Consider the following 22,887-nt stretch of genomic DNA (forward strand, 5'->3'; position numbering starts at 1 on the left):
CCCGCGCTCGCGAAGCCTTGAATAAGAGCCCAACTGAGTGAATCACTACACTAGTTCGCGAACTCAGGTTGTCAAATTGCAACATTGCGCGGGACGATTCCAACAGCAGACTGCCCTGACGGATGAATCAAGCGGACCGTTCATGGTGAAAACAACGGTTGTGGCGATGCGAATGGTTGTGCTGCATGGGCGGCTGGTTCAGACTGGTAATCCGCTCAGATCGCGAGATGATTACCGATTAAATTCTGCCGTCGCTGCATTGGCCCGGGATTGGACAATTTTACCCAGCGATTCGTATTCGTCCTCAGGAATTCGTTCCGCTGGCCCGGTAATAGTGAAGGCGGCGACGGCGATGCCATTTCGATCCCGAATCGGAGCCGCGATACAGCGAATACCCACCAGCCCCTCTTCATGATCGATGGCATACCCACATTTGCGGATCAGAGCCAGTTCATTGAGAAACGCACGCTTCGAAGTAATCGTGTGCGGAGTGAATCGCTTGAAGCGAATCCGATCGACCAGATCGTCTCGCTCATTTTCCGGTAAAAACGCGGCGATGGCTTTGCCCGGCGCACAACTGTAACAGGGTGCACGGGCACCAATCTCGGCCGAATATTTAAACGCGTGGCGGGCCAGCAACTGTTCAAGAATCACAATTTCCGTATCAATTAGACAGCAGAGCTGGGTGGTCTCAGCGGTGATATCTCGTAGTTCTCGCATCGCTCCAATCGCACATTCGGATAACGGGCGATCCTGAACGCTGGGGGGAATCAACTGCAGGAAACGGTTCGTGAGATAATACTTTTTGGTCACGTGATCGCGTGAGACATAACCCATTTCTTCCAGCGCTTTTCCGATTCGCAAAAAAGAAGCCTGCGGAATCGAAAGCGCTTCACTGAGTTCGCTGAGCGTGCAGCCATGGGAATGTTTTGCCAGATATTCGAGCAAGGCAATGCCCCGCTGCAGACTGGGGGAGGCGGCTGCATCTGTTTTCGGATTTGTGTGCGGGACGCTCATTGTTGTTGACTTCATATATGAAATAGGTTTCAATAGTGGAATATGTTATGAGCCCCGGACACGTGTGTCAACCTCATCATCATGGAATTGGCGGCAGGCTGCATCACAATACTCCTTTCGAACAGCATCAGAAAGAATCTTGCAATGCGAGCAGGTGACAGATTATGCGTGGCACTGACGGTGATTTTCTGGCTGACGTCAGCAGTGTTCTGCCAGGCAGAAGATCTTTTTCAAAACAAGGCAACGCAGCAGGCCGACTTTGATCGTGTGATCGCGCCATTGATTGCCGGTCGATGTCTGGAATGCCATGCGGGTCTTGATCCGAAAGCCGGTTTCGATTTATCCCGCCGTGCGGCCGCGTTTCAGGGTGGGGAAAATGGCCCCGCTCTGCACGCCGGAAAACCGGTGGAAAGTTTGATCTGGCAATATATTGAAGCCGATGAGATGCCTCCCGAACACCCGCTCTCTGCGGAAGAGAAGCAGATTTTTAAACACTGGATTCAGGCCGGTGCACCGTGGGGCACCGATCCGATTGACGCCTTCAGTAAAACAACGAACAAGCGGGGCGGCTACGACTGGTGGTCACTGCAGCCGTTACGCCAGCCCGTTGTTCCTCACGTACCGGATCATCTAGGGGGGCAAAATCCGATTGATGCGTTTGTGCGGGCGCGGTTGCAGGAGCACGGTTTTCAACCCCAGCCCCGCGCCGATCGCAGAACGTTAATTCGGCGGCTGTATTTCTCTGTGATCGGGTTACCCCCCGAACCGGAAGAAGTTGAGGCGTTTATTAATGATCCTGTGCCGGACGCGTATGAAAAATTAGTGGATCGATTACTTGTCTCCCCACATTATGGAGAACACTGGGCCCGACATTGGCTGGACGTGGTCCGTTTTGGTGAGAGCAATGGTTTCGAGAGGGATCAGCCTCGTACGAATGCCTGGCATTACCGAAACTGGGTGATTCAGGCGCTCAATCAGGATTTGCCTTACGATCAGTTTGTGCGGATGCAACTGGCCGGCGATCTGCTGGAACCTGCCAACCCGCAAGCGGTCATCGCCACCGGTTTTCTCGTTGCCGGTCCGCATGATGTGGTGATTCCCGTCAGTAAAGATATGCGGGAAACGATGCGTCAGGATGAGCTGGAGGATAAGATTGGGGTGGTCAGCCAGACGTTTCTCGGTTTGACGGTCAATTGTGCCCGTTGTCACGATCACAAATTTGATCCGATCAGTCAGCAGGAGTATTACCAGATTGCCGCAGCCTTAGCAGGCGTCGAACATGGCGAGCGTGATCTGCCCGATCCCGAGTATGCACGGGCACAACAACAGTTGGCGGAAAGCGGCAAAAAACTCCGTGAAGTTCAGGCAGCGTTATTTGCGCTGGAGTCACAGGCCTGCCAGCGTGTGATGACAAGTCGCATAACATCAGACAAAACAGACACGCCATTCTCAGTGTCATCCCCGATCGCGGCGTGGGATTTTCAGAAAAGTACAGAGGATCTGGCGGGCGGTTTGAAGGGCACGCTACACGGTTCGGCGAAACAGACCGAACAGGGTTTACAGCTCGATGGAAATGGGGCATTTCTGCAGACTGAACCACTCAATCAGGATCTGAAAGAAAAAACGCTCGAAGTCTGGGTGAAGCTGGCGAACCTTGAGCAACGTGGTGGCGGCGTCATCAGCGTGCAGACACTCGACGGAAACCTCTTTGATGCGATTGTGTTTGGTGAGCAGCAGCCGGGACACTGGCTGGCGGGCAGCGATCATTTCAGCCGAACGAAATCGTTCCAGGGAGCACCTGAGCAAGAGGCCGCAGAAAAAGAAGTGCAGTTTGTCATTGTCTATCAAGCCGACGGTAAAATCGCCGCATACCGGAATGGGGCGTCTTATGGGGCCGCTTATCAGTCGTCTCAGTTACAGTCATTCTCATCCGGGAAAACGGAAGTGTTGTTCGGTTTGAGGCATGGATCGCCGGGCGGGAATCGGCTGTTGAAAGGCATTATCAGGAAAGCCCGCCTGTATGATCGGGTATTGACGCCTGAAGAAATTCAATCGTCCGCGAAATGGGGGGGCACCTTTTTATCAGAGGAAGAACTTACGGCAGTGCTGACGCAGCCGGAACGGGATTCGCGACAGAAGCACCACGAAGAACGGAAGCGACTGCAATCAGAGATCGAACACCTTCAGGCGATTCAACCAACCAAAGTATACGCGGCGCTGTCCCGAAACCCGGGGGTGTCGCATTTGCTGCGACGGGGAAGTGTCAGTGCGCCGGCGGATGTTGTGAAGCCGGGAGGGCTCAACGCGATCAAAGGGGTGAGCGGCGATCTGAAACTGGCGGTGGACAGTCCGGATCGCGATCGGCGGGTGAAATTTGCGAACTGGGTGACCGATTCCCAAAACCCGCTGTTTGCCCGTGTGATTGTGAATCGAGTCTGGCATTATCATTTCGGACAGGGGCTCGTGAATACACCCAACGATTTTGGTTTTAATGGTGGTCGCTGCAGTCATCCGAAACTGCTCGACTGGCTGGCGGTCGAACTGATTCGCAATCGTTGGAGCCTGAAATCATTACATCGGCTGATTTTAATGTCGGCGACATTTCAACAGTCTTCCGAGCCGAATTCGGACGCATTGAAAGTCGATGCAGGCAATCAATGGCTCTGGCGGAAAAGCCCGCAGAGAGTGGAAGCCGAATCGATTCGCGATTCGATCCTGAAAGTTTCCGGCCAGCTGAATTCCGAAATCGGCGGGCACGGATATCAGGATGTGAAATCGTATTTCTTCAAAGGGACCCAGTTTTATGAGCCGTTAGATCCCGTGGGCAAAGAGTTCAACCGTCGCTCGATTTATCGCTTTTCCGCGCGTGGTGGCCGTCATCCTTTGTTGGAAACGTTTGATTGCCCCGATCCTTCCACGACGACTCCTGACCGTGCCTCGACAACCACGCCGCTACAGGCGCTATCGTTGATGAATACCTCGTTCGTGTTGCGGATGTCGGACCTGCTGGCCGAACGGGTGCAACAGCGGGCCGGTTCGGAAAGTCAGAAACAGGTGACAGAATTATTTTTATTGACATTTCAAAGGCGACCCCTAAAACAAGAGGCTTTGATGGCTCGTGAATTTCTTGAACAATACGGGCTGTCTGCTTTGTGTCGGGTGATTCTGAACGGCAATGAATTTTTATATGTGAATTGAGTGGATCATGGCGTTTCAAATTCCTCAAAATCCGGATTCCCGTTTTGTTAACGACTCTGAAAAGATGTCGCGTCGTGATTTCTTTTCCTGGGCAAAGACCGGACTGGCGGGAACGGCGCTGATGGATTTGCTGTTGAAGCAGAAAACGCTCAGCGCGGCGGCACCAGCAATAGCACCACAAACGGCGACTCATTTTTCGCCGCGAGTCAAACGCGTGATCCATATCTGTCTGATCGGTGGTCTGAGTCATCTGGACTCGTTTGACTATAAACCGGCACTCCAAAAGCTGCATGGCAAAATCATGCCAACCGACAAAAAACCGGAAACGTTTTTCGGCCAGGTCGGATTACTGCGTAAGAACGATTTTGAATTTCAACAACGAGGCAAAAGTGGTCTCTGGATTTCAGAACTGTTTCCTCAAATCGCGAAGCAGGCAGATGAGTTGACGTTGATCCGGTCTATGAAAGCCGATTCTGCGAATCACACGCCAGCTACGTTTCAGGAGAATACCGGCTTTCGTCTGAACGGGTTCCCGGTGCTGGGAGCATGGCTCTCGTACGGTCTGGGTTGTGAAACCGATGAGCTGCCGTCGTTTGTTGTGTTGCCTGATGTGCGTGGGTATCCGGCTGCGGGAACAATCAACTGGTCAAACGGGTTTCTGCCTGCCTTGCATCAGGGAGTGCCGTTCCAGACTGAAGGGCCGGCGATCCGCGATCTGTTTCCCGGTCGAACAATTTCAAAATCAACGGAAGTCGCCAGTCGCCAGTTATTGAACCAGTTCAATCAGAGTCATCTGGAACGAACGGGGGCGAACAGCGATCTGGTAGCGCGGATTCGCAGTCATGAGCTGGCGGCGAAAATGCAGTTAGCCGTCCCCAAAGTGACAGATCTGTCTGTAGAGACGGCTGCCACGAAAGCATTATATGGCTTTGGCTCTGAAGAGACGGCGCCGTTTGCCCGTAATTGTCTGTTGGCACGGCGGTTACTGGAGCAGGGGGTGCGGTTTGTGCAGTTGTTTTCCGGGGGTTCGTTCGGATCTCCGCGGATTAATTGGGATGGTCATGAAGATGTCAAACGTAATCACCTCCGCGAAGCGACCCGCATTGATCAGCCGATCGCCGGTCTACTCAAGGATTTGAGACAGCGGGGCATGCTGGACGATACGCTGGTTCTGTTTTCAACAGAATTCGGGCGCACCCCGTTTACCCAGTCTGCCTCGGGTACAGTGGGAACAGGCCGCGACCATAATATGAACGGGTTTTCCGTCTGGATGGCAGGGGGCGGACTTAAGCACGGCATCAGTTACGGCGCCACCGATGAATTCGGCTGGAAATCGGTCGAACAGCCTGTTGCCTGGCATGATTATCATGCTACTGTATTACACTTACTGGGCATTGATCACACGCGACTGACGTATTATCACAATGGCATCGAACGCCGTTTGACGAATGTGCACGGCGAAGTGATTCACGATATTCTCGCCTGAAATTCATTTGGGCTTGTTGTTTCTCTGGCTGACTGCCTGATTTTTCCAAGAACTCAATTTGTGCGTATAGACGGATCGACTCGAATCGTTCTAAAATAGTGCTTGAGTGTGTTCATGATCGACATTGAGGAGGGCGCCAACTTTTCTGTCTGATTGGTACTAACGTCCTGTCTATAAAAATAGTGTGATGAATAATATACAAAGCCCTGGAGACGGGGCAGAGACCAAACGGATACTGATTATCGGTGGTGGTTTTGCCGGCTTGAACGCGGCATTGGAACTGGGCGGCGTTCAGGGAATCGAAGTCACTCTGGTTGACCGTCACAACTACCATCTGTTTCAACCGCTCTTATATCAGGTTGCGATGGCAGGGCTCAGTCCCGCTGATATCGCCACGCCGATTCGGAGCCTGCTCTCAACTTATCGAAATACAAGCGTCCTGTTAGGGGAAGCGGAATCGATTGATCTGCCTGGTCAAAAAGTCAAATTCGATTTTGGCGAGTTCCCTTATGATTATCTGGTGCTGGCTTGTGGAGCAACGCACAGTTATTTCGGGCATAATGAGTGGGAACAATACGCGCCCGGGTTGAAAAATATTTCGCAGGCCACGGAAATTCGCAAGCGTGTGTTGTCTGCGTTTGAACATGCAGAACGAATCACTGATCCTGATGAGCAAAAGAAATATCTGACGTATGTAATTGTGGGCGGCGGTCCGACGGGCGTGGAACTGGCGGGTGCGATTGGCGAGATGAGCCGGTTTACGCTGTCCAAGGACTTTCGCCGGATCAATCCCAGCCATACTCGCGTGATTCTGGTCGAAGCGGGACCACGGATTTTGCCGATGTTTTCCGAACAGCAGGCGAACCGGGCAGCCCGCGATTTAGAGAATCTGGGTGTCCAGATCTGGACTTCTTCTATGGTGACGAATATCAACGAAGAAGGAGTTGAACTGGGAAGCGAGCGGATTCGCGCCGCGACTGTGCTCTGGGCCGCGGGTGTCGAAGCGTCTCCACTGGGGAATTCGGGGGGCATGCACGTTGATAATCGCGGCCGCGTGATTGTGGAACCGGATTTGAGTCTGCAGGGTTATGAAAATGTATTTGTCGCCGGCGATCAGGCTAGCTTTACACATCAGACCGGGAAACCGTTACCGGGAACCGCGCCCGTGGCGCTGCAGCAGGGAAAGTTTATCGGCAGAACGATTCGCGAGGAACTGAAAGGCAAGCCGCGCAGTAAGTTTCATTTTCGCGATAAAGGTCAGATGGCGACCATTGGTCGCAGCCGAGGGATTGTAGAAATCGGGCGGTTCAAATTATCCGGATTCCTCGCCTGGGTGGTCTGGCTGGTCGTGCACATCTTTTATCTGACCGGGTTTAAAAACCGGGTATTGGTTGTGATGCAATGGGGCTGGTCTTATCTCAGTTTCCGCCGCGGGGCACGTTTGATTGTGGGCAAGGAATGGGACCCGCCAACAGAGCAAAAGCCAGTATCAGAGCCCGAAGATCAGGACGTTCCCGTTTCCTCAGAACATTAGAAGTGCGAAGGAATTGCCGAAAGTCTTGTTGCGCCGAGACATCTTTAATGTGCAATGAAATGATCGACTTTACCAGAGGTTATCGAATTTCGTCTTCGGGGGGAATGGGGCTGCCGTGCGGGTCCTGGTCGGTGTCGAGGGTGTCTTCGTTCAGTTTTTCACGCAACTGCCGATCGGTGAAGTGTTCCAGTCGTTCGGCCTGTTTGTGAATATTTTCTGCTGACATGCCCGCGTGCTCGACCAGATAGTGTTCCCACAGGCGATGCGAGCGAACGAGTTGACGTGCGTGATCGCGGCCGGTTTCCGTTAATTCGTAATTTCCGTTTGTGTCTGCGATATGTCCCTGTTTTGTAAGATAGTGAAGTGTGAGTTTCGTCGGGACAGATCGTGAGAACAGAATCTCGCGCAGGTAGTTTGCGTCCGGTTTTTGCTGAGGGTCTCGTTCTTCGATGCGGTACATCAGCGCGATGATGTCTTCTGCAAGGATTTTCCAGGCGAGAATCTGGCGACGGAAAAAGATGACAATCACGCCGTGCCGGGGGGCAAACAGAGCTGCCGCCACAAATAGCAGACCCGAGGCGACGGCCATCATGCCGGCGGTGGACGTGCTGTGATATCCGAACCAGCGGGGGACTGTGATGGCGCTGATGTGTCCGGTGACTGCAGCGATGATCGCCAGGATGACGCTGAGCACGATCATGCGTCCCAGGCGGTCTGTCAGCATATACGCGGCTGCCGGCGGTACGACAAACATCGCGACAACCAGAATGTTTCCCACCGTTTCAAAACTGGCGACCGCGGTGATCGCAACCAGCGTCATTAAGGTATAGTGGATGATCGTCGCGTTAAAGCCGGTGGTGGTGGCGAGTGCCGGATCAAACGAACTGAGTTTGAGTTCTTTGAGAAAACAGATCACGAATAGCAGGTTGATCAGCAACACAATCGAGAGCACCGCAACGACACGTGGGATTTCCCAGCCGGCAATCAGGATCGTATCGAGGGGCGTGAGTTCAATTGCTCCGTAGAGGACGCAGCCCGGGTCCAGGTCCACGTGGTCGGCAGCCTGTACGATCATCACCAGCCCCAGCGCGAACAGCGAAGTGAAGACAACCCCCATCGAGGCCCCTTCATCCACTTTGCCGAAGCCCCGAATCCATTCTGTAAACAGCGCGGTCAGAATTCCGGCGATCACGGCGCCGACGAACATCGGCAGGCTGCTGCGGCTGTCGCTGATCATAAAGGCTGCCGCCAGACCGGGGAGAATCGCATGCGTGATGGCATCTCCCAGCATGCTCATTTTTCGCAGGACAAGAAAATTGCCCAGCAACGCTGTCGATGCAGCGCACAAAACGCCGGCGAGAATGATCCAACCATCCAGAAACCAGTTCCACTGTTCCAGTCCACCCATTAGTTCGCCCTCCGGGAATCGGACTGGCGTGGGTTGGTGTTTTCCTGTTGGATTTGAATCGCATGCGGGCTCTGCAGTACTCCCACCGTCGACTGACGAACGAGCAGCGATTCCAGCTCTGCGATGACTTCCGGTTCTAAAACGTGTTCGATGGCGTCGGCGTCCTGATCGACCTTGCTCGCAGCGACGTCGGCGTACGTGATCAAATAGAGTTCCCATAAACGATGTTCGTGAACAATGCGCGCAGCTTCCAGGAGTCCTGACCTGGTCAGCCGTATTTGATCTTCCTGAAGTGCTACGACAAGTTGTTCCCTCTGTGCCCGTTTCACGATTTTTTTCAGCTTGGCTGGTGACCAACTCCTCATTTGAAGAAGTGTGGACAGGGGGACGAACGTGGATTCTGCTGTTTGCTTGTCGTGGAGTAGTCCTCGCGCTTCCAGATATTCATAAAGACCGCGCAGCAGGTGCTGGCGATCGACTTTTGAATTTAACTGGTGCCGACGCAGTTTGCGGATCAGAATGCCGCGGGGAATGCCGAAGACCATGCTGAAGAGAAACATGGTGGTCGCGACCAGAACGATCATGGCGCCTGAGGGGAGATTGGGGAAGATTGCACTCATGGCTGAGCCGATCATTCCACTGAGCGCTCCCAGGACGATGGCCACAAGTGACATGTAGGCCATTTTTTCGGTCCAGAAGCGGGCTGCTGCGGGCGGGATCACTAACAGGGAAATCATCAGGATCAGCCCGACGGCCTGCAGGCCGATGATCGTGACGACGACCACCAGACCCATCAGCGTCATGTCGAGCAATACTACCGGAAAACCGCGTGAGATGGCAAAGCCTTCATCAAAACAGAGTAGCGTCAGTTCCTTGTACAGCAGAATGGAAATCAGCATGCAGGTCAGTCCCGCGGAACCGATCAGCCAGGCGTCGCTGGCGACCATCGAGGCGGTCTTCCCGTAAATAAATGATTCCAGGCCGGCGGCGTGGCCGGTCTGCATTTGTTGGACGACCCCCAGGAGAGCGATCCCGGCACCAAAAAAGACACTGAGTACAATGCCAAGCGCGGCGTCTTCTTTTAAACGCGTCAGATTACGGATCAGCAGAATCCCGCCGATACCCAGCAAGCCACTCACGGCGGCTCCCGTCAGCAGAATCGGCAGCGATTTTCCATTCAGTCCCAGCGAGGTGGCGAGAATAAAGGCAATCGCAATACCGGGCAGCGTTGCGTGACTTAATGCATCTCCCATCAGCGCCCGTTTGCGTAATAACGCGAAGCTGCCGATCATGCCGGCGGCCATACCCAGCAGCGTGGTGCCGAGAATGACGACGCGCGTGTTATAATCCTGTAGCAGAAAAACGCGTTTCCAGTCTTTCCATTCCGGAATGGCGATGCTGCGGTCGGTGATGGATTCTTGAGTTTGAATTTCCCCGCTCTCAGTGGCCGCGAACACCAGACAGTGCGGCCAGAAACTTGCGAAGAGCAACACCAGAGCAAACGCCCTCATAAAGACTGCTCCCGCCGTCGCATGGTTTCGGTCGCTTCTTCCAACAGTGTGAGTCGTCCGCCATAGGTTTTTTGAAGATTCTCCGGCGTGAAGACGTCTGCGGTCAGTCCATGGTCGATGACCCGCATGTTGAGCAGAATCACATAATCGAAGTATTCGGGCACGGTCTGCAAATCGTGGTGAATGACGAGTGCGGTTTTTCCGGCCTGTTTCATTTCATGCAGGATTTTCACGATGGCTTTTTCGGTGGCGGCATCGACAGCAGCGAACGGTTCGTCCATCAGATACAGGTCGGCGTCCTGAACCAGAGCGCGCGCCAGAAAGGTCCGCTGTTGCTGCCCTCCGGAAAGCTGACTGATCTGCCGGTGTGCATAGTCGGCGATTCCCACACGGTCGAGCGCTTCCATGGCCCGGTCGCGGTGCTTTTTTCGCACGGGAAGACACCAGCCGATTTCCTTGTAAAGACCCATCGTCACCACGTCGAGGGCATCGACGGGGAAATCCCAGTCAACACTTTCGCGTTGAGGAACATAGCCCACGCGGTGTCGGTTCTTCTGATACTGTTTGCCGAAAATCTGGACCCGCCCCGAAGCCTTGGGGATGAGGCCCATGATGGCTTTGATCAGGGTACTTTTGCCGGCACCATTCGGCCCGACGATACCCACAAGTTTCCCCGGGGGAATTTCAAAGCTCACATCCCAGATCACGGGCTTGCGATGGTAGGCCACCGTCAAGTCATAAACGGAGAGCGGGGTTTCTATGGGAGAAGATGCAGACGGTGAGGCGGAAGTGGAACTTTCTCTCGTATTCATAAGGCCGATTTTATTTCATCAATGGTCGGAGTGAAATGATTTTGTTTGAAATAATACAGGAAATGCTTCCTTGAGCAGCGTTAAACCATGTGCGAGCAATCTTCGATCAGGGGGAGAGCTTGCCTTGCATCCCCTTTTCAGGAGCCGTTCCCCCCAGTGCCCGTGCGACAGTGGTGAAATTGTGATCCAGCATGCCGACATAGGTGCCTTCATACGTGCCTGTTTCACCCATCGCATCGGAAAACAATTCGCCGCCAATCCGGATGTCGTGCCCTTGCGCTTTGACTCCATCGATGAGGGCGGAAATGTTCTTTTTGGAGACGCTGCTTTCGACGAAGACGGCTTTGATGTTTTTTGCCACCAGCATGTCGACAAGTTCGTTGATCCGTTTGAGCCCCGCTTCCGATTCGGTCGAGATTCCCTGAATGCCTTGAACATTCAGGCCGTAGGCGCGACCGAAATAATTAAAGGCGTCATGTGAGGTGATCAGGATGCGACTCGCTTCCGGAACTGACTGCATGGTTTTTAAACCGTACTGATGCAATTGCGCTAACTGCTTTTTATAGTCTGCCGCATTTTTCTGATAGACGTCGGAATGTTTGGGGTCGACCTGACTTAAAGCGTCTTTCACTGCATCAACACATTGAGACCAGGCAGCGACATCCATCCAGACATGCGGATCATAGTGCCCGTTGAAGTCTTCCGGTTCGAGTAATGTTTTTTGGTCAATCAGTTCCGTGACCGCAAACACCGGCTTGTTGCGCGAAACTTTGATCAGTGTATCCGCCATCTTGCCTTCCAGCATCAGGCCGGAGTAAAAGACAATGTCGGCATTCATGATGGACTGCACGTCATCCCGGCTGGCTTTGTGCATGTGTGGGTCAACGCCTGAACCCATGATTTGGGTGACGGCGACATACTCACGGCCGACATTTTTGACAAGGTCTGCCACCATGCCCACTGTCGCCGCGACCGGAATCGGGTAGCTGAGCTGTTTCCCGTTCTGCGGTTGGTTTGTCGCTTTGTCGGATGAAGGAGTTTCCTTTGTCTGGCAACCGGCTAAAAAACTCAGACACAAGGCGAAAGCAAAAAGCCTTCTCATGAACAATCTCCTGTCAGGCATGGATGTAGACGAACCTTTAAATGTAGCCAAGGCTACATTTTGTTGTATTCTAACAGAGTCTGGCTGGGTGTCAACACCAGGGGAACGCCAAAAGATCAGGGTTTCAAATGCCGATCGAAAAATCCGAGTACGGTGGACCTGAGATCCTGTTGCCGGGGTTGCAGATGGAAACTGTGCGGCGCGCCTTCAATAATCAGAATTTCAGCGGGTACGTTGCCTTGTTGCAGAGCAGCCATCAGGAGTTCGGATTGTTCTACAGGAACCAGTGTATCTTTGGTGCCATGCAGAATCAGGAAGGGGGGATCGTCTTTGGTAAGGTGATTCACCGCGGAAGCCTGGCGGCAGAGTTCTTTTTCCCCATCTGAAAACGAGGACAGCTGATCGCGTGACTGCGCCAGAGCAAGCAGATCATGCACCCCGTACATGGGGACGACGGCCTGGATGCGGGAAGAAAAACCGGTATATGGCTCTTGTGGTTCGAACTCCGGATCATCGCCGGTCACTGCCAGCATGGCGACCAGATGACCGCCCGCAGAGCCGCCGATAGCGCCGATGTGGTCGGCGTCGATTTGATATTGGTTCGCGTGTTTCCTTAAAAAGCGGACCGCGGTTTTGCAATCCTGCAGGTTCCTAGGCCAGACCTGTTTCAGATTGTCTGTAAACTTCGACTCTTTTTTTGCCAGTTGATAGTTGATGCTGGCACAGACGTAACCCGCTTTCGCCAGAGTATTGCCGATATTTTGTTCTCGGGTGGCTGCTTTATCTCCACCGTGCCAGCCGCCGCCGTGAATAATGACGATCGCAGGATAAGGGCCTGCTTGAAATCGGGGATCGGGCAGATACAGGTCAAGTTTTTCGCTGCGTCCTTCACCCAGGTAGCTGAAGTCTTGTTTTACACGAACTTGAGACAGCTCCTGCTTCACACGGTCGCTCGGTTCGATGAACTGAATTTTGTCTGTGCCCGCCAGCTCCACGAGCTGTTTGATGTCGAACTGTTTCAGCAGTCCGAAGCAGAATAATTCGGGAGCCTGATTGACCGACTGATTCTCCTCGAGCACTTGTTTCAACGAACCCAGGGAACCTTCCAGGCTGACACTGGTAATCGCCTCGGGCTCGATGGCGGCAGCGACGAGTGTGAACAGGCTGCTGCGCGGACCCGCTGATTGAATTTTGACAGACGTCTGATTTCGTTCCTTTTGTAACCAGCCGGCGATGGCCGTCAGTTGACTTGCCTGAATGCCCAGCGGACGTTCTCCGACGGCGGCGACCAGCAGACCATACAGAAAATCACGCTGACTGATTTTCGATTCTCCGAAATAAAACGGATCGACGGCCAGAACGGTTTCTCCTTGCGCGAGCAGTTTTTCCACATTCGTCGCCAGACTCTTACGACCTTCATCGGCGACGAGGATCGTCGTTGATTTTGAGGGGCCATTGGAAAACTCGACCGCAGGCACCGTCCAGTCATTATCGATTTTCAGCTTCCAGAATTTGACGGTGGTTTTGTCTTTGGTTGCCTGACCGGTTTCCGTTCCTTGTACTTTTGCTTCTTTAAAATGCACGGTTTGTTTGAGTGTTTCGCGCGGCTGCTTTTGTGACGATTTTGCTGGTTGGGGGAGATTCTGACAGAGCGTGAGCGCCAGGCTATGAAAGGTTTCGTTGTCAGCGGGCAGTTCGACTTTGAGTTCGTCGGCCGATTTGATTTCTGCCTTGCATTCAATTTCTTTCACAGGCAGCGGTTTTCCCGGTTCAGAGAAGTGCGCCGACAGCATGCGGTACAGCGCTTCGCGGTTGTCCTGCAGGAAATTATGATCGCCGGGATCATCGTTGATATGTTTCTGTAAGAAGTTTTCTTTCTCGTACAGTTTGTAAATTGGGAAAGCCGCTTTCAGCAGTGGTGGCTGGGCATAACCCGATTCAAAACAGCAGTTGTCTTTCGAGTTATTGGTTAAAAGAGTCGGGCGGGGGGCACGCATGGCGGTCAGATGCGTGTAGTCGGCATAGACGCCCAGATCATTGGGAGTCTGTTCGGAATCGCCGAGGTCTTTCGTGTGATAAACCCGGGTCAGAAAACTGGAATAGCCGGCGACCGGATTCGAGAGCGTGACCCGTTCATCAAGTGAACTGATAAAGATGGTCTGCCAGCCACCCCCCGAGAGACCGGCGACTGCAACACGCTTCGGGTCTGCATGGGGATGCGACAGTAAAACGTCGAGCCCCCGTTTCATAGAGAGATAAAAGGGAGCCAAGCCACTCGTGCCGCACAGGTCCAGCTGATTCATCTGATAATGTGTGAAACCGGGCACATTCAACTGTCCCATGCCCAGCCACTCAATGTTGAGCGCGATCATGCCTCGTTTGGCCTGATTGATGCAGCGTACCTGTTTATAGTCGGCGGCTTTGCCATTCCGGTCGTGACCGTTCACGTTCATGACCACAGGCACTTTTCCGGAAAGCTGATTTGGAACATAGAGCAGCGCAGGTACCCATAAGCCGGGCAGCGCTTCAAATCTGAGCTTCTGGATTTTGTATTCGGGGCCGCCTGCAATCGTTTCGAGCCAGACGATATTCATTTTGGAATCGCGCCATTTGGCAGCTTCTCCCCGGTAGACGACTTTGTTTAATACATCACTGCGGACCTGCGTAATATATTTTTCCCAGGCAGAGACGCTGTCAATTTCCGGCATACCCGGGACGCGCGGTGCGATGTATTGTTGAACTTCTTTCCAGGGAAGATCGGCTTCGATGATCGGCTGGGAGAGCCAGGTTTTCAGATCCTGCTCGGCAGCAGACAAAGGCGGGATGCCAGTCAAAAGCAGACAGCAGAAAACAAAAAAGCGGCGCGCGTCGTGGTTGAGCATGGCTGTGTCTCCCGGTGTCATCAGGTAGGAAAATAATAGACGTTGTATTTTATTTTGAGAAAAACCGGCAGGGAAAACAAGTTCGTTAATAAAATTAAATAACGGGGCTGAGAAAAGTCTCAGGCAATCAGGCCGACTTCGTCACACTGATGATGGTTTGGCTCTCAGTTTTCCCGCTGGCTCAGGACTGTTTTCCGAGTTCAATTGAGCGGTTGGTGGCAGCGGTGACGGCGTTCATCAGGCTGTTTCTTAAACCGCCCGCTTCCAGAGCGTGGATACCGGCGATGGTTGTTCCTCCAGGGCTGGTGACGGCGTCCTTGAGCGTTCCAGGATGTTCGCCAGTTTCGAGCACCATTTCGGCGGCGCCTTTAACGGTCTGAGCGGCCAGTTGAGTGGCGATGTGTCGAGGCAGCCCCATGCGGACTCCCCCATCGCTGAGGGCTTCAATCACCTGATAAATATAAGCAGGTCCACTCCCCGACAAGCCGGTGACGGCGTCGAGCTGCGACTCGGGAACTTCCACCGCGATACCTACCGTAGACAACAATGATTCCACCAGGCTGGCGTCTGTTTCGGAAGCCTGACCGCCGCGTGCGAAAGCCGAAGCGCCCTGTTTGACCAGACAGGGGGTATTGGGCATCACCCGGATCAGCCGTTTCGTTTTTCCGAGTTTCTCGACAAACAGGGACAAAGGACAGCCGGCAGCGATAGAAACTAACAGTTGCCGATCCGTGAGAGTCCCCTTGATTTCCTCAAGTACGTCCGCAACATGTTGTGGTTTAACAGACAGAATGATGACTTCTGCCTGTTCTACGACCGTCAGGTTCGATTCGACAGTCTGGGCACCGGTCTCCTGGGCAAATCGCTCTCTGGCTGCTTCGAATGTATCGCTGGCCCAAACGTGGTCCGGGGTGGTAAAGCCGGATGAGATTAATCCGCCGGCAAGGGCAGTTGCCATACGACCAGCTCCGATGAAGCCGACTTTCACGCCTCTGTTTTCTGACATGCTGATGGTGCTTTCTAATGCCTGTTTACTGAGATTTCTGTCTGATCTTACTGCTGAATTTTGTCCGACCTGCAATTTTCGTGTCGATTGTCCCTGATTGAGGGGGCACAAACTGCTAGAATGTATTAATCTGGGCTAAGATAATTTACAAATTGTAACACCAACGGACGGAATGTGCATCAGAGTCCATTCTCGGGTTGGTTAACCATGGTGTGAGCTGATTGCGAGATGAAGATTGCTGGCTATAATAAGTTGGACAATGCAACTGGAAATGAAAGCCAAACGATAATGTCTGACTTGATTCCACCTCCCATTCGTGTGGGGGCGGTCTCCTATCTCAACTCGAAGCCATTAATTCAAGATCTGGAGGATCTCGCCGAAAATGCTGAACTGATGTTAGATTATCCCAGTCTGCTGGCCGATGATCTGGCAGCGGGGCGGATTGACGTGGGACTGGTGCCTTCCATTGAGGTGATCCGGAATTCGAATTATGAAGTCATTTCGAATGCCTGCGTGGCGACTCAGGGACCGGTGTTGAGTGTGAAGATGTATAGTCGCGTCCCGTTGGGACAGATCAGGCGGCTGGCGTTGGATATGGGATCGCGGACCAGTGCGACGCTGGTGCGGATCATGCTGGCGGAGCAATATGGTGTGTTCCCGGAAGTAGAACCGTTGCCCATCGAGCAGACGATTGCAGCGACAACAGCCGATGCGATTTTATTGATTGGTGATCGTGCGATTCATACACCGGCAGCCAAATTTGTGGCGACCTGGGATCTGGGAGAAGAATGGTTACGCTGGACGGGCCTGCCTTTCGTGTTTGCGATGTGGGCCGTTCGACGGGATCAGGAGACCGGTTCCTTAGAGACGGCATTGTGTCAGGCCCGTGACCGGGGGGTGACGATGCTGGATGAAATCGCCCGTCGGGAAGCACCCAAACTGGGCATTGAAGTCTCTGTCGCGGAAAGTTATCTAAAGAATAATCTGAGTTTTTATCTGGGACCTGCAGAATGTTGCGGGTTACGTCTGTTTCAAGAATTAGCCATTAAAACGGGACTTGCTCCCGAGGGAGTTCCTCTTGTCTTCCGAAATTGCATCTCTGCTGGATAAAGCGGTCGCCGGAGAGCGTCTGAATCGTGAAGAAGGACTCCAGTTAATGGAGTCTCATGATCTGATTGCCTTGGGGCGGGCGGCTAACGAAGTCACGAAACGTCTGCATCCGGAGCCTTACCGGACCTATAATATTGATCGCAATATCAACTATTCGAATTCCTGTACTGCGGTCTGTGATTTTTGTGCCTTTTATCGAACGCCCAAAGATCCGGAAGTTTACGTCCTCAAACCGGAACAGCTTTATGAGAAAATTGAGGAAACCATTGCTCTGGGAGGCGACCAGATTCTGTTGCAGGGAGGCCTGCATCCGACTTTGAAACTGGAATGGTACGAAGATTTGCTGCGCGATCTGCGTGAACGCTATCCGACAGTAAATATTCATGGTTTCAGCCCGCCGGAAATTTATCACTTCACGAAACTCAACAATCTGTCTTTGCGAGAGGTATTGGTACGCCTGCAAGCTGCAGGTCTGGGCAGTCTTCCCGGTGGCGGCGGAGAAATTCTGGTCGATCGGGTACGTAAAAAAATTACGCGCGGGAAAGTGCTGACGGATGGCTGGCTGGAAGTGAATCGGGTCTGGCACGATCTGGGCGGCATTTCGAGTGCCACGATGATGTTCGGTCATGTCGAAACACTGGCCGAACGCATTGAGCATCTGGATCGTCTGCGCGAGTTGCAAGATGAAACGGGCGGTTTCTCCGCTTTTATTTGCTGGACACTGCAGCCCGATCATACTGACATGGATTATGTGCCCCCGGCGGGTGCGTTTGAGTATCTGAAAACACAGGCCGTCAGCCGTCTGTATCTGGACAACTTCAAGAACATCCAGTCTTCCTGGGTCACGCAGGGGGAAAAGACAGGTCAGATGGCGCTGTTTTTCGGTGCGAATGATATGGGGAGTCTGATGATTGAGGAAAACGTCGTGTCTCAGGCAGGGACGACTCATCATTTGACAGTTGATACAATTCGACGCTGTATTTCAGAATCGGGATATATTCCGCGGCAACGCAATGTCTTTTATGAATATGTCGATGATCCCGATTCTAATGGTCCTGCGAAAGGTTCAGGTCGCGTTCCTCTGCCCGTACTCAACTGAGAGAAAATCGATCAGAGTAACACCTCAAACACGCCGATTCGCGGTGATAGGCTATGCTTACTATTAATAATCACGTATAAGTAAGCCTCATCATTCAGTTTGTCAGCGCGATGCGGACACTCTGATTCCGCAGTCATTAGGGGTAGTGGACGGATATGATTCACGTCGATCAGCTTAGCAAGAGTTTCGATGATTTGCGTCGTGGCAGCATCGTCGCGCTCGATTCCGTGAGTTTTGATGTCGAGGCTGGTGAAATTTTTGGTTTACTGGGCCCGAACGGTGCCGGTAAAACGACGTGTCTCCGCATGCTGAGCACTGTCTTGCAGCCCACGGGAGGCAAGGCGACGGTCGCCGGCTATGACGTGCTGACACAGCCTCAGGATGTGCGGACTCACATCGGCTTCATGTCCTGCAATACCGGCATCTATGATCGAATGACGGCCTGGGAAATGGTAGAGTATTTCGGTCGTCTGTATGACATTGAAGAGAATGAATTACAGCAGAGGCTGGACCGCATTTTTACAACTCTGCAGATGCAGGATATCAGAGATATGCTCGGTTCGAAGATGTCGACCGGGATGAAGCAGAAAGTTTCCATTGCCCGGACCATCATTCATGATCCCCCCGTGCTGATCTTTGATGAACCGACAACCGGCCTTGATGTTCTGGTGGCGCGTGCGGTTTTGAAAACCATCGAAGCGCTGCGCGACGAAGGCAAGTGCATCATTTTTTCCACACACATCATGCGGGAAGTCGAAAAGTTATGTGACCGTGTGGCTGTGATCTATAAGGGAAAAATCCTGGCGATCGGCAGTATTCCGGAACTGGAAGAACAATACCATGAATCGGATATGGAAGAACTGTTCTTTAGTTTAATTCAACAGCATGAAGACCAGCTGGCGATGAAGGCTCAATAATTCAGATGATACAGTGGAAGAATATCAAACTCATTTTGCTGCGTGAACTGAAGGATCAGATGCGCGACCGGCGTACTTTGTTCATGGTCGCAGTGCTTCCGCTGCTGCTTTACCCGGCGATGGGCATCGGGATGGTGCAGATGACCGTGCTGTTTTCCGAACAGCCGCGCAATGTCGTCGTGCTGGGAGCCAGCGATCTGCCGAAGCATCCGCAGTTACTGGAAGGGGACCACTTTGTTTCCAACTGGTTCAGGATTCCTTCCGACGCAGAGAAGTTGCGCGTGATCACAGACATTGAGCCTGTTAAAAAAGCCGACGCTGCGGCAGATGTGTCTGAGGATGCGCAGCAAAAGGAAATACTGGAACAGGCGCATAAGCTGGAAGTGGTTCTCAGAAAGCATCAGGAATTACTCAAGCAGTGGAAGCAGATTGAAGATCAGGAAGACCTCCAGCAGGAAAACCTGTTGGCGCGCGAAATCACCGAGACCAATGAACGGCTCAGCAAGCTGTTTGCTGAAAGCCGGATTCAGGTTTTGATCCTGATTCCCAAGGGACTTTCGAAGGAAATTGAACTGGTCAGTGCAAAACTGGCGCGGCATGAACCGATTGACTTTGATCCGGCAGATTCCCTGCGGCCTTTAATTCTGGAAAACAGTGCCGATGAAAAATCCATGATTGCCTACCGGCGGGTAGAAGAAGTCATGCGATCTTGGGAGAAAGCAATTCTGCGGGATCGTTTGAGCCGGGCCAACCTTCCTGAATCGTTGCCCACGCCGATTAATCCGGATTCCATCGATCTGGCACAAGACGAACAACTGGCGGCAAACCTCTGGAGCAAACTGTTTCCGGCACTCTTGATTATCATGGCGGCAACCGGCGCTTTTTACCCGGCGATTGACCTGGGGGCCGGTGAAAAAGAACGAGGCACAATGGAGACACTGTTGATCTCTCCCGCCAAGCGTACAGAAATTGTATTAGGCAAGTTTTTAACCGTGCTGATTTTCAGCATCTCGACGGCTCTGTTGAATCTGGCGAGTATGGGTTTTACCGGGCGGCATATGGTCAATCTGGCCGGATCCGGTGCGCTTTCCAAGATTGGCGATCTGTCGTTTCCTTCGTATTCCGCTCTGTTCTGGATTGTGGTGCTGCTGATTCCGCTTTCTGCTCTGTTTAGTGCACTCTGTCTGGCGCTGGCGACTTTTGCCCGCAGCAGCAAAGAGGGTCAATATTATCTCACGCCGTTATTAATGGTCACGATTGGGCTGACTGTCTTCTGTTTATCACCGGCCGTGGAAATCAATGCTTTTTACAGTTTAATGCCCGTTGTGGGGGTGGCGTTACTATTGAAGGGAATGTTGCTTTCATCGGTCAATGCGGGAATTCTTTACGTGTATGCGATTCCCGTTTTAGTCACGAGCGTCGGTTACAGCCTGCTGGCACTCTGGTGGGCCATCGATCAATTTCAGCGCGAAGATGTGCTGTTCCGAGAAGCCGAACGGTTTGAAGTGGGGCTCTGGTTACGTCATCTGATGCGGACCAAAGATGCGCTGCCCAGCTTTGCAGAAGCCGGCTTCTGTTTTGTGATTATCATGCTGTTACAGTTTGGCGTGATGAATACCATGAGTCAGGCTATTCAGATGGCAACGGATGCAGAGCGTCCGCTGCGGATGATGCAGCTCTTGATGATTCAGCAACTGGCGATTATTGCGACTCCCGCTTTGATGATGGGAATTATGCTGACGACCAGCGTCAGAAAAACGTTCCGTCTGTATCTGCCCAGCCTCGGATTTCTGGGAGTCGGGTTATTGCTGCCTTTCGTGTTGCATCCTTTGTCGCTGGAATTAGCGTCGAGTCTGGACTGGTTTTTCCCCGCCTTGCCTGCAGGTACGGTGGCTGTTTTAAAAAGCATGTCCGATCCGAATCAGCCGATCTGGTTGATTCTGATGGCGTTTGCATTTGCGCCGGCGGTTTGTGAAGAACTGGCGTTTCGTGGTTTCATTTTAAGCGGATTTGGCCGTCGTGGACGTGCCTGGCTGGCGATTATTCTGTCGAGTGTGACGTTTGGTGCGATGCATATGATTCCACAGCAGGTGTTTAACGCCACTTTGCTGGGTCTGGCATTGGGATTAATGGCGGTTCACAGTCGCAGCCTGTTTCCGGGAGTGATTTTTCACTTTATCTATAACTCCCTTTCCGTGTTGCGTGGGCGTATTCCTGAAACATGGGTTCCTGAAAATGGATTACAGCATTTTGTAACGATGGGGCCGGATGGCTTGCGGTATTCCTGGCCGTTACTGGTGATCAGTGCTGTTGTGGCGATTGTGTTATTGCGTTGGGTGGTGCTGCAGTCAAATTCGCGCGCCGATCAGAAATCGACTTCTGTAGAATCTTTGACTTCGTCTGCCTTTGATCGTCGTCTGACCGATACCAAATAAGCTTCTGACTGCTTATACTATCAGGCGTATTTTTCTGAACGCCTCAACCTTCGTTTTGATCAAAGCAGTATCTTGGAACGTCAGATCTTAAAAGCACGCTGGGTTTTCCCCGTTGAAGGACCGCCGCTGGAACGGGCCATCGTGGAAGTCGAAGGCTCCCGGATTGCCGCCGTTTATGCAGGCGATCATCCCCGGGCGATGGATCTGGGAAATACCGCTTTGATTCCCGGGCTGGTTAATGCGCATACGCATCTGGAATTCAGTCACCTCAGACATCCGTTAGCGCCGGCGGCTCCGTTTACCGACTGGATTCGATCGATTATGCAGTCGCGATTTGAATCCTCTGTTTCCGTGGAACAACGCATTCTTGAAGGGATCAAAGAAAGTTTAGAGGCGGGGACGACCTGTCTCGGAGAAATCGCGACCAGCGACGAAAGTCTGCAGTTGTTACAACAGGCAAAGTCTGCTCCGCATGCGGTTGTGTTTCGGGAGTGTCTCGGTTTTTCTGCCGGTCGGATTGCGGAACAGGAACGCATCGCCGCTGATTTTTTGGAGCATCTTCCGGTTCAGGAAGATCTATTTCGCATTCATCCGGGGCTGAGTCCGCATGCTCCATACAGCGTGCATCCCGATTTATATCTGAAACTGATTCAGCTGGCCCGCGACCAGGGCTCGCCTGTTGCCGTCCATCTGGCAGAGACGCGGGCAGAATTGGAACTGCTGGAACACAAACAGGGGCCGTTTGCTGAACTGCTGACCGAACTGGGGCTCTGGGATCCGCAAATTTTAAGCGATGGGGTTCGGATGTACGATTATCTGGCGCCGCTCTCAGAATTAACGTCTGCGTTAGCCATTCACGGTAATTATTTTGGTGAAACGGAAATCGAATTTCTGCAGCAGTCGCCACAGATTTCCGTTGTGTACTGTCCGCGAACCCATCATTATTTTGGACATCCCCCCCATCCCTGGCTGGAAATGATTCGGCACGGGATCAATATAGCGATTGGAACTGACAGCCGGGCATCCAACCCGGATTTAAACCTCTGGAATGAGTTACTCTTCCTGCGCGAGAAGTTTCCAGCGGTCTCTACGGAATTGATCCTGGAATGTGGTACTCTGGCCGGGGCGCGTGCGTTGGAAATGTCTGAGGAGCTTGGTTCGCTGGCAGTCGGAAAACGAGCCGATATGGCCTTGATTCAATTGCCTGACCTTTCAGATCGCCTCTCAAGCAGTGATCTTTTGTTAAATTCCCGGTCACATGTCTCCCGTGTAATGATGAATGGGGGCTGGATCAATTGATTTCACAGAAAATCCCGTTACCCTATAGTCTCTAGCTATCGCATTTTGCGTAAGGGGTTTCTCTACCCGTC

General features: G+C 52.6%; 15 protein-coding genes. 8 read left to right on the plus strand and 7 right to left on the minus strand.

The genetic code is table 11. The features are described 5' to 3' along the window. Positions 1-231 precede the first annotated feature (231 nt). A complete protein-coding gene (locus Q0294_RS07150) occupies positions 232-1,017 on the minus strand; it encodes an IclR family transcriptional regulator (RefSeq protein ID WP_299462528.1) in 786 nt (261 codons plus the stop codon). 144 nt (positions 1,018-1,161) lie between these two features. Here Q0294_RS07150 and Q0294_RS07155 point away from each other — a divergent pair, with 144 nt between their 5' ends. The 3 genes from Q0294_RS07155 to Q0294_RS07165 all read left to right on the plus strand — a co-directional run bounded on the left by Q0294_RS07155 (position 1,162) and on the right by Q0294_RS07165 (position 7,235). Then, the gene (locus Q0294_RS07155; RefSeq protein ID WP_299462531.1) at positions 1,162-4,215 is read left to right on the plus strand and encodes a DUF1553 domain-containing protein; all 3,054 of its coding nucleotides are present in this window, start codon (positions 1,162-1,164) and stop codon (positions 4,213-4,215) included. Between the two features lie 7 nt (positions 4,216-4,222). Next, positions 4,223-5,701 carry a DUF1501 domain-containing protein gene (locus tag Q0294_RS07160; RefSeq protein WP_299462534.1) on the plus strand — a complete coding sequence of 493 codons (1,479 nt, stop codon included), beginning with the start codon at positions 4,223-4,225 and terminating at the stop codon, positions 5,699-5,701. Between the two features lie 187 nt (positions 5,702-5,888). After that, the gene (locus Q0294_RS07165; RefSeq protein WP_299462537.1) at positions 5,889-7,235 is read left to right on the plus strand and encodes an NAD(P)/FAD-dependent oxidoreductase; all 1,347 of its coding nucleotides are present in this window, start codon (positions 5,889-5,891) and stop codon (positions 7,233-7,235) included. 79 nt (positions 7,236-7,314) lie between these two features. Here the strand turns inward: Q0294_RS07165 and Q0294_RS07170 are convergent, their stop codons facing one another. The 6 genes from Q0294_RS07170 to proC all read right to left on the minus strand — a co-directional run bounded on the left by Q0294_RS07170 (position 7,315) and on the right by proC (position 15,956). After that, entirely contained in the window at positions 7,315-8,643 is a 1,329-nt protein-coding gene (locus Q0294_RS07170; protein ID WP_299462540.1) for a metal ABC transporter permease, read from the minus strand. Then, a complete protein-coding gene (locus Q0294_RS07175; RefSeq protein ID WP_299462543.1) occupies positions 8,643-10,154 on the minus strand; it encodes an iron chelate uptake ABC transporter family permease subunit in 1,512 nt (503 codons plus the stop codon). The genes Q0294_RS07170 and Q0294_RS07175 overlap by 1 nt, the downstream gene beginning before the upstream one ends. Beyond that, entirely contained in the window at positions 10,151-10,966 is an 816-nt protein-coding gene (locus tag Q0294_RS07180) for an ABC transporter ATP-binding protein (protein WP_299462546.1), read from the minus strand. The genes Q0294_RS07175 and Q0294_RS07180 overlap by 4 nt, the downstream gene beginning before the upstream one ends. 106 nt (positions 10,967-11,072) lie before the next feature. Further along, complete coding sequence (locus Q0294_RS07185) at positions 11,073-12,068, minus strand: zinc ABC transporter substrate-binding protein (protein WP_299462549.1); 996 nt, start codon at positions 12,066-12,068, stop codon at positions 11,073-11,075. Between the two features lie 116 nt (positions 12,069-12,184). Continuing rightward, the gene (locus Q0294_RS07190) at positions 12,185-14,950 is read right to left on the minus strand and encodes a prolyl oligopeptidase family serine peptidase (RefSeq protein ID WP_299462552.1); all 2,766 of its coding nucleotides are present in this window, start codon (positions 14,948-14,950) and stop codon (positions 12,185-12,187) included. 181 nt (positions 14,951-15,131) lie between these two features. After that, positions 15,132-15,956, minus strand: coding sequence for a pyrroline-5-carboxylate reductase (proC, locus tag Q0294_RS07195; protein ID WP_299462553.1), 825 nt, complete (start codon positions 15,954-15,956; stop codon positions 15,132-15,134). Positions 15,957-16,244: 288 nt separating this feature from the next. On the opposite strand from proC, the gene Q0294_RS07200 reads away from it, so the two are divergent. The 5 genes from Q0294_RS07200 to Q0294_RS07220 all read left to right on the plus strand — a co-directional run bounded on the left by Q0294_RS07200 (position 16,245) and on the right by Q0294_RS07220 (position 22,816). Continuing rightward, complete coding sequence (locus tag Q0294_RS07200; RefSeq protein WP_299462555.1) at positions 16,245-17,066, plus strand: menaquinone biosynthetic enzyme MqnA/MqnD family protein; 822 nt, start codon at positions 16,245-16,247, stop codon at positions 17,064-17,066. Next, a complete protein-coding gene (mqnC, locus tag Q0294_RS07205; RefSeq protein ID WP_299462558.1) occupies positions 17,035-18,165 on the plus strand; it encodes a cyclic dehypoxanthinyl futalosine synthase in 1,131 nt (376 codons plus the stop codon). Before Q0294_RS07200 ends, mqnC begins: the two co-directional genes overlap by 32 nt. A gap of 155 nt (positions 18,166-18,320) precedes the next feature. Continuing rightward, complete coding sequence (locus tag Q0294_RS07210) at positions 18,321-19,082, plus strand: ATP-binding cassette domain-containing protein (protein ID WP_299462561.1); 762 nt, start codon at positions 18,321-18,323, stop codon at positions 19,080-19,082. Positions 19,083-19,087: 5 nt separating this feature from the next. Next, positions 19,088-21,517: an ABC transporter permease subunit/CPBP intramembrane protease gene (locus Q0294_RS07215; RefSeq protein WP_299462564.1), complete on the plus strand. Its 2,430-nt coding sequence runs from the start codon at positions 19,088-19,090 to the stop codon at positions 21,515-21,517. Between the two features lie 72 nt (positions 21,518-21,589). Next, on the plus strand, positions 21,590-22,816 hold the full coding sequence (locus Q0294_RS07220; protein WP_299462567.1) for an amidohydrolase family protein: 1,227 nt from the start codon (positions 21,590-21,592) through the stop codon (positions 22,814-22,816). The last annotated feature ends 71 nt before the right edge of the window (positions 22,817-22,887 follow it).

The organism is uncultured Gimesia sp. (genome assembly GCF_937919775.1).
In the GTDB taxonomy this organism is placed as follows: Bacteria; Planctomycetota; Planctomycetia; order Planctomycetales; family Planctomycetaceae; genus Gimesia.